Origin of the sequence: Aurantimicrobium sp. (assembly GCF_036667855.1) — a bacterium.
Lineage (GTDB): Bacteria > Actinomycetota > Actinomycetes > Actinomycetales > Microbacteriaceae > Aurantimicrobium.
This window is the reverse complement of record NZ_JAVWTF010000079.1, coordinates 1-4,361: the sequence shown is the minus strand read 5'-3', so window position 1 is coordinate 4,361 and position 4,361 is coordinate 1. Positions and strand designations below refer to the sequence as shown.

Annotated in this window: 4 protein-coding genes; 1 reads left to right on the top strand and 3 read right to left on the bottom strand. The window is 56.4% G+C overall.

What is annotated here, in order from left to right; translation table 11 throughout:
* Nucleotides 1–155: 155 nt before the first annotated feature.
* Genes RR877_RS09870 through pepN form a run of 3 tightly spaced genes read right to left on the bottom strand, consistent with a single transcriptional unit; the run spans nucleotide 156 to nucleotide 3,737 of the window.
* A complete protein-coding gene (locus tag RR877_RS09870) occupies nucleotides 156–545 on the bottom strand; it encodes a globin (RefSeq protein ID WP_332619150.1) in 390 nt (129 codons plus the stop codon).
* Nucleotides 542–1,186, bottom strand: a complete 645-nt coding sequence (locus RR877_RS09865; RefSeq protein ID WP_332628094.1) for a mechanosensitive ion channel domain-containing protein — start codon at nucleotides 1,184–1,186, stop codon at nucleotides 542–544. The genes RR877_RS09870 and RR877_RS09865 overlap by 4 nt, the downstream gene beginning before the upstream one ends.
* Nucleotides 1,187–1,190: 4 nt before the next feature.
* Nucleotides 1,191–3,737, bottom strand: a complete 2,547-nt coding sequence (gene pepN, locus RR877_RS09860; protein ID WP_332628093.1) for an aminopeptidase N — start codon at nucleotides 3,735–3,737, stop codon at nucleotides 1,191–1,193.
* 64 nt (nucleotides 3,738–3,801) lie between these two features.
* Between pepN and RR877_RS09855 the strand changes: the two genes are divergently transcribed.
* Nucleotides 3,802–4,293 carry a ribose-5-phosphate isomerase gene (locus RR877_RS09855; RefSeq protein WP_110233706.1) on the top strand — a complete coding sequence of 164 codons (492 nt, stop codon included), beginning with the start codon at nucleotides 3,802–3,804 and terminating at the stop codon, nucleotides 4,291–4,293.
* Nucleotides 4,294–4,361: the final 68 nt, after the last annotated feature.

The following is a 4,361-nucleotide window of genomic DNA, read 5'->3' as shown; positions in this document are numbered from 1 at the left end:
CTGAGATTCCTCGAACTGTTCCCGCCGGTGTTGCATTTGCCGGGTTTGGACTGGGTTTCTTTGGTACCGGTATAGGTCAGGTGACAACTTCAGGTGCCTGGACTCGCATCGCGACCGAGCGCGGCCACATCTTGACGAAATAGTTCGTGAAGTAGCTAGTCCTCGAAGGTATTAGTCATGGCATAGGCAGCGCGCTCGAGGTATTCGAGCAGTGTCTCACGCTGTAGCGGAGGCAAGTTCAGTGTGTCCACGGCATGCCCCATATGGCCTAACCAGCGATCCCTGGCATCGGGGTTGATCTTGTAGGGCATGTGTCGCATGCGCAGGCGGGGGTGCCCTCGTGTGTCGCTGTAGGTGCTGGGGCCACCCCAGTACTGCTCCAGGAAGAGCTTGAGACGTTCCTCAGCAAGACCTAAGTCTTCCTCGGGATACATAGGTTTGAGCACAGGGTCTTTGGCTACGCCCTTGTAAAACTCGTGTGCCAGCTTGGCAAAAACAGGCTCACCGCCTACTTCGTCGTAGAAGGAGAGAAGTTCTTCGCTCATGCTTTCTTGGCCGAACTGGGTTTCTTCGTCTTCGCGGCGAAACGCTTGGGGTCGCCATAGGACTTGTTTCCTACGCGCACAATTTCACCGTTGCGCACAAACCAAATCGTGCCATCGTCACCGCGCAACGTGGTGATGCGCAGGCCTACTGACTCCACGGTTCCTGATGCCAGTCCGAGGTCAACGACGTCTCCAACACCGAGCTGGTCTTCGAAGACCATAAACATGCCGTTGAGAACGTCCTTCACGATGTTCTGGGCACCGAAACCTAATGCTGCGGTTCCAATACCCGCCGTTGCCACAATCGCAGTGACAGAAACACCCAGAACCTGAAGTGCCTGAATAAAGGAAACACAGACAATGGTCCAGGTGATGAAGTTGTGGAACACCGTACCCATGGTCTTCGTGCGCTGAACCTGGCGGCTTGCCGTCACCGCTGCTGGAACACCAACAGGGCCAGTGTGGTCGGCAGTGCCACCATTCTTTTTGCGGGCGTCAGAAACCAGGCGCTTGATTACGCGGTCGCTGACAGCAAGCAAAATGCTGCGGAGAACGACCGCAACGATGATGATCAGTGCAATGTTGAACGGGATTTCAGCTGCGTGATACACCGCAGCTGCCCATGACCAGAAGGTGTCCATACTTCTATCCTTGCTTGTCGCGAGCCTGAGCGGCGAGCGTGCGCTCAGTGCCGGCCAAGTTTTCGACAATCAAGCGACGCAGGGGAGCAGGTGGGTTGTTTTTCGCGAGGTAGTCACGGGTTGCCTGTGCAAGTGCTTCGTTCGCTAGGGGAGCGGGGTAGTAGCTCTCGACGAGTTCCTCCGCGATGGCATAGCTGCGGCTTGCCCATATCTTCTCGATCGAGTCGAAGTACTGCTTCACGAAGGGTTCGAGAACAGCGAGGTCTTGTGCTTTGTTGAAGCCGAGACCTGTTGCGCGCACGATCAAGTTGGGCTTGTCGTCTTCAACCCACACCGAGTTCCAGGCAGTCTGCTTCTGAGTATGCGAAGGCAAAGCTGCCTTCGCATGGGCTGCAGACTGAGCGCTGGTAGCGGTGTTGTCTTCACCAAGGTATTCATCGATATCTGACTCGGTAGCGTGACCACCAGCAGCAAGAGAAATCAGGAGTTCCCAGCCGAGGTCGGTGTCGATATCGAGCCCGCCCAAGTTGATCTTTCCGTCACGTAGTTCCTTCACGTGGGCGAGGTGCTCATCGGTGGATGCCAGGGCGGCGAAGCTGCGCAGGAACTGGAATTGGTTGTCGCTTCCTGCTACTGCGTCGTTAGCGAGAGTCCACAGAGCATCTGCCACGCGCGCAGTCTGTGCTTCGCGAGTAGCAGGGTCCACATAGCTGGAAGCAACCAGCAGGAGTTGACCCAGAACGGTGCGGACCACGGTGGACTCTGTCTCGGTTGCAATGTTGCCGAGGACTAAGTCGATGAAGTCACGACCTGCGGTTTCTGCATCGCGGGTGGAATCCCACACTGAACCCCACACAAGTGAACGTGCCAGTGGGTCTTCAATGTCTTTGAGGTTCGCAATTGCCACGCGCAGCGAAGCCTCATCGAGACGAATCTTGGCGTAAGCAAGATCGTCATCGTTGATGAGGATCAGGTCGGGACGTGTGAGGCCCACGAGTTCTTGAACCTCAGTGCTCACACCATCAACATCGAGCTCGACGCGGTGATCGCGCACGAGCTTGCCGGCGTTGAGGTTATAGAAACCAATCGCCATGCGGTGTGGCCGAATGGTGGGCCAGTCTGCTGGTGCAGTCTGCTCAATCGAGAACGCAGTGATGGTGCCATCTGCATCGGTTGTCAGTGCTGGGCGGAGCGTGTTCACGCCTGCGGTTTCTAGCCACAGCTTGGACCAGGTGGTCAGGTCACGACCGGAGGTGGCTTCCAGCTCAACTAGGAGGTCCTTGAGCTCGGTGTTGCCATAGGCGTGCTTCTTGAAGTACTGACCCACACCTGCCAGGAACTGCTCCTGGCCAACCCAGGCGCCGAGCTGCTTGAGCACAGAACCACCCTTGGCATAGGTGATGCCATCAAAGTTCACGCGCACTGCATCGAGATCAGGAATATCGGCCACGATCGGGTGGGTGGAAGGAAGCTGGTCCTGGCGGTATGCCCAGCTCTTCTCCATGACGGCAAAGGTGGTCCAGGCTTCGTGCCATTCGGTGGCTTCGGCGGTGGCCAAGGTGGAGGCGTATTCAGCGAAGCTTTCGTTGAGCCACAGGTCATTCCACCAGCGCATGGTGACCAGGTCGCCAAACCACATGTGAGCAAGCTCGTGCAAGATGGTGACCACGCGACGTTCGCGGATAGCATCGGTGACTTTGGAGCGGAAGACGTAGGCCTCAGTGAAGGTCACGCAACCTGCGTTCTCCATCGCTCCTGCATTGAATTCAGGGACAAAGAGCTGGTCGTATTTGTCGAAGGGGTAGGCGTAGTCGAACTTCGATTCGAAGTATTCGAAACCTTGACGAGTCTTTTCAAAGACGTAGTCGGCATCCATGTATTCCGACAGTGACTTACGGCAGAAGACTCCGAGAGGAATCACTCGGCCATCTGCACTGGTGAGTTCACTGCGCACCACGTCATAGGGGCCTGCAACAATTGCGGTGATGTAGCTGGAGATACGAGGAGTGGGTGCAAAACTCCAGGTTGCTGAGCCGTTACTGTGCTTGACAGGAGCTGGTGTGGGCTGGTTGCTGGTGACTTCCCACTTCTCGGGTGCTGTCATGGTGAACTGGAAGGTTGCCTTGAGGTCAGGCTGCTCAAACACGGCAAACATGCGGCGCGAGTCGGGAACCTCGAACTGGGTGTAGAGATACACCTCGCCATCGACGGGGTCAACGAAGCGGTGCAGTCCTTCACCGGTGTTTGTGTATTTCGCTTCAGCGACCACGGTCAAGGTGTTGTGTGCATCGAGGTTGTCTAACTGGATGCGTGTGCCGTCAGAGACCTGTGCGGGGTCAAGCTCAACACCGTTGAGGGTGACGCTGTGCACGCTCGAGGTGATTGCATCAATGAAGGTGCAGTAGCCGGGAGTTGCCGAGAAGTTCACGGTCGTGGTGGCACCGAACACCTCAGCACCACGCAAGAGATCGAGGTCTACCTGGTAGCTCTCCACGGCAATGTTTTCTGCACGTTCAATGGCTTCGAGGCGGGTGAGGTTCTCTCCGGACACGTGTTTTCCTTCCAGCGGTTTAGTTAAGAGCCTAACCCGGCGCAGTCGCCCCTAAAATCGAGGAATGCGCATTCATATCGCCACAGACCACGCTGGACTCGAATTCAGTCAGTTCCTTCAAGATCACCTGGCTCAGGCAGGCCACGAGGTCGTTGATCACGGACCGAAAGAATATGACGCTCTTGATGACTACCCTGCCTTCTGCATCAATGCAGCAGCAGCTGTCGCTGCTGACCAGGCTGCTGGTGTTGAGGCTCTCGGCATCGTCTTTGGCGGTTCCGGTAATGGTGAGCAGATTGCTGCCAACAAGGTCAAGGGCATTCGTGCCGCACTGGTGTGGAGCATCTCCACTGCAGAGCTCGCCCGTCAGCACAACGATGCCAATGTGATTTCTATCGGTGCACGTCAACACACCCTCGAAGAAGCAGTGGGCTTCATTGATGCGTTTATTGCTGAGCCTTTCTCCGGTGATGAGCGTCACGTGCGTCGCATTGCGCAGCTTGCTGAATACGAGACCACCGGCGATATCGCAGGCAAAGGCGTAGACAAGTACTAGCCACTCATGCCTGAGGGTCACTCCGTCCACCGCATTGCGCGGCAATTTGAACGCAACTTTGTAGGACA

Excerpts from the sequence above, each read along its gene's own strand:
- RR877_RS09870 (WP_332619150.1), bottom strand. The coding sequence starts at position 545 with ATGAGCGAAGAACTTCTCTCCTTCTACGACGAAGTAGGCGGTGAGCCT.
- RR877_RS09865 (WP_332628094.1), bottom strand. The coding sequence starts at position 1,186 with ATGGACACCTTCTGGTCATGGGCAGCTGCGGTGTATCACGCAGCTGAA.
- RR877_RS09855 (WP_110233706.1), top strand. The coding sequence starts at position 3,802 with ATGCGCATTCATATCGCCACAGACCACGCTGGACTCGAATTCAGTCAG.